A 3,694-nucleotide genomic window follows, 5' to 3' on the forward strand; every position below is an offset into this window, starting at 1 on the left:
GCCCAAGGTTCCGTAAGCTCCGTTGAGCTGGTTCGGTAGTCGGATGGACTCAAAGCAGTTACAGACCTGCTTCCGCACTTCGGTTAGGTTCACTGATGGGTAGCTCCTCCGGAGACTGGACATAGGAGGAAATAAGGCGGTTAAGCTACCTTGCCCTAAGATACCAATGGTTCGTCTTTGGTTCATCGGGAGGGGGGGATAGGTAGAGGAAGGTAATCTTGATAAACCATCATCCACTCGTGCAGTTCTTCTTTTAGTTGCTGCTCAATAGCGGCATATTTGGGATTCCCACTCAGGTTATTGAACTCATCCGGATCTTGCTGTAAGTCATAAAGTTCAAACATACTACGGGGTTCGGCAAAGAACGCTCGTTCGTACTTGGTGGGCAAGGTGCCCTCCTGTTTCATGGCCTGTAGCTCTTTCCATACGGGTTGTCCTCCAAAATCCACCGGTGAGTATGGAAGCTTCCACAGCGTATTATAGATTAGTTTGTAGCGTTCGTTAAATACGGTACGACTGAGATCAAAAGCGGATGTGTTCTTAGGCAGGCTAGTCCCGTGGGGCACGCGCACTCCGAAGATATATTCGTGCCCATTGTACGCTTCACCCCGCAGAGCCGGACGAAAACTTTTCCCCGTCATGCTTCCCGGCACGGTTAAGCCCGCTAATTCCAGTACGGTGGGCGCAATATCTATTCCGGATACTAATGCCCTTGAATTCGCTCCTGATAAAATTCCTGGTCCAGCTACAATTAGCGGTACGTGTAGCCCTAAATCGTAAAGCGTTCCCTTACCCCTTAGCAAGGCGGCACCATTGTCGCCCATAAACATAACGATAGTATTGTTGGCAATGCCTCGCTGCTCGAGCTCATTAAGTACCTCGCCTACGTGCCTATCCAGTCGCATAATTTCACCGTAGTGCTGCGCTAAATCTTTTCTTACTTCTTCCGTATCGGGCATTCCGTTAGGAACGGTTAACTTCATCGGGTCTGGCTCGTAGGCATCAGCAGTGAACTTTCGGTGGGGGTCGCTAAAATTCATCCACATAAAGAACGGCTGTTTTTCCGGTGCCTGATCTAAGAATTCCTGAAATTGCCCTAATACCTCCGGGTCACTCCCCTTGTTGAGGTAGTCTACCCGCTCATTGAAGGTAACCATGTTGTACTTTTGGTAAGTTTCCAGTGTTTTGTCCGCTTTCCTGGAGGACCCATCTAGGTGATAGGAGCGGCCACAAATACCAGTATAGTAATCAACTGAGTCCAGAAACTCAGGAATGGTCGGAATCTCTCGGGCTAGTGGGGCGGTGAAACGGTTCATCCGAATGTCAATCACATTGCGCCCCGTCAGAATTGAAGCTCGGGAAGGCACACACTGCGGAGCGGTGGTATACGCCCGGTCAAAGCGCACGCCACTTTTCGCTAGGCTATCCAGGTATGGGGTCTTCAAATCTGAATTTCCGTAAGCACCCAGGTACGGTACACTGTGGTCGTCCGAAAGGATTAATAAAATGTTAGGTTGGGCTACATCTTTTTCGTTCTGGGCCGAAGCTCCAAGAGTACTCAGTAAGCCAACGCTCGTAATTAACAAAAATATAAGTGTTGGACTATTCATAGTGTTTTGTTGCTTTTAGCACGGATGGTAGAATCTATCCTGATCAAATCAGCTTCAAATGTAGGTTTGGCAATATCTTTGAAGTCCGGAACAGCTTCTGACGAAACTTTTGCAATGATGCTGGTTCGGTTTTTCCAGTACCGATAGAAAATACCCCGGTAGGTTCCGTTCTTTTCCTTTCTTCCGGAGTAATAAAGATGATCTTGGTAGACCTTAGGACCAGTTGCGTACGCGCTATCGTTCCGATTACTTTTTCCCGAAGGATTTATCACTGCTTGCCTAGCTGGTAAGAAGCTATCATTATGGGCAGAAACTGTTCTAAAGCAAGATCTGGTTTTAGCATTGTAACCGGTATGCCCTGAATACCATAACTCGTATTCTTGTCGCTCCTGGTCATACCGTACGTATGGGTAATTCGTTTTAGCTCCAGTTTTTTGTAGTACGGCATTATCATAGTCGTTTAGCAATATGTAAGCAGCCGGGTCGGAAATATCTGCAATGGGCACCTCAGCCAATAATATCCGATAGTCTTCTTTGCCTGAAAGTGCGGCGAAATATAATAGTAGGCTATCCAGTCTATCAGGATTTACCAGAGCTGAAGCTCCGTGATTATTTTCCTTACCGGAAAAGGCCTCATCGACAATCACTCGGTAATTATCCCAGGTGTAGGGATCATTCACACTAGCCGAAATGAGGATAATTCGGGGGTTTAAATCGTCGTTGGGTCGCGACGTGCAGAACATAAATAAGCTATCGCCCCGGTCAAAAATTGACAACGGAGCAATACCTTGCCCCGGTTTATCCAGACCGAATTGGGCGCGGGTAACTACCGGATTATTTGGGTGGTTGTAACCGTAGTCGGGTGCAATAAGGTGAAAAACACCGATCTCAATTTCGTGACGCGGATCGCCCCCACTGTCGCCCGAACCACCTCCGTAAAACAGTAGATCTTGCCAAATGGCATAGGTGAATACCGTGGCCGACCGCCAACTATTGGGTTGAGTAGTGATTATTTCTTTCGGAAGACTTTGCGATAAAGAAAGTAACGGAATATGCAACCCCATCAGCACCGAAAATACTAACATTATTTTTAAATCTATCGGTAACGAAGCCTTCATTCACTCGTTAATTTTCAAATAGTTGATTACTGCTGCATCTCCCATTAGAGCATCTTCGGGAATCGGATTATCCGCGGTGAAGACATCAAGCTGGTCATTGGGTAGTATCGTTACAAAATTTTCCAAAAACTTGTTGTCGTAGGGAATATTATCTAATGCTAACCCTAAATGGTGAGCCAAGAATACGTAGGCTGCTGCGCGTTTGGAGTAGCCGTAGTCATGCTTCTCGGTCGGAAAGTGGACATTCTCTACCTTGTGCTCGGCATCGTAGAGCGCGTACACTCGCTGAATATACGGGTACTCGATGAGGGGAGTATTTCTTGTCCAGTCGGCCCCATCGGATACAACTAACATTGGCCGGGGAGCGCAGAGGGCGGCAATCTCGACATTATTGGTTTGATGGTGCTCACTTTTATGAATCGGCATCCCGCTTTCCCCCACGCACCCTCCGAAAAAGTGCGCCGATACCTGTGCCACCGGCACTGAAACCTTTATTCTTTCGTCAATAGCTGCCAGGATAAAGGTTTGCGTGGCCCCGCCCGACTCACCCGTCATGCCGATGCGGGTAGAATCCACGTCCTCCCGCGATAGCAGATACTCCAACACCCGTCGACTGTTCCAGGTTTGAAGCAGCAACGAAATCGGGATGGTATGAGTAACCTGGCGGGGTTCTTTCTGCCCAACCATGCTATAGGCAAAAACGATCGCTCCCATCCGAGCCAGAGCCGCACAGCGGATTTGCAGATTTTCGGTAAGCCCCCGGTTACTCTTATGTCCGTGGGTACAAAGGATAGCCGGGTTTTTCTCTTTGGCATCAATCGGACGATACAAATTGCCTGCAATATAAAAACCGGGAAAGCTCTCGATGGCTATATTCTCCACGATGTATCCGTCCATCACGCGGGTATCCCGGATGATCGGATGAAAATCGCCCATTATGTCGGGCATCTTATCCAGTTTCATTCC

At 48.1% G+C, this 3,694-nt stretch carries 4 protein-coding genes; all 4 read right to left on the minus strand.

Annotated elements, in window-relative coordinates; all coding sequences use genetic code 11:
• On the minus strand, positions 1–186 hold a 186-nt coding region (locus tag WBA23_RS03710), incomplete at its 3' end, for a hypothetical protein (protein ID WP_424580902.1).
• Complete coding sequence (locus tag WBA23_RS03715; protein WP_424580903.1) at positions 183–1,610, minus strand: sulfatase family protein; 1,428 nt, start codon at positions 1,608–1,610, stop codon at positions 183–185. The genes WBA23_RS03715 and WBA23_RS03710, both read right to left, overlap by 4 nt.
• The gene (locus WBA23_RS03720) at positions 1,607–2,728 is read right to left on the minus strand and encodes a hypothetical protein (RefSeq protein ID WP_424580904.1); all 1,122 of its coding nucleotides are present in this window, start codon (positions 2,726–2,728) and stop codon (positions 1,607–1,609) included. Before WBA23_RS03720 ends, WBA23_RS03715 begins: the two co-directional genes overlap by 4 nt.
• On the minus strand, positions 2,729–3,694 hold a 966-nt coding region (locus WBA23_RS03725; RefSeq protein WP_424580905.1), incomplete at its 5' end, for an alpha/beta hydrolase family protein.

It is taken from the genome of Tunicatimonas sp. (assembly GCF_049647865.1).
Classification (GTDB): domain Bacteria; phylum Bacteroidota; class Bacteroidia; order Cytophagales; family Cyclobacteriaceae; genus Tunicatimonas.

What these genes read in the sequence shown, in the direction of transcription:
- WBA23_RS03720 (WP_424580904.1), bottom strand. Translation starts at nt 2,728, where the DNA reads ATGAAGGCTTCGTTACCGATAGATTTAAAAATAATGTTAGTATTTTCG.
- WBA23_RS03715 (WP_424580903.1), bottom strand. Translation starts at nt 1,610, where the DNA reads ATGAATAGTCCAACACTTATATTTTTGTTAATTACGAGCGTTGGCTTA.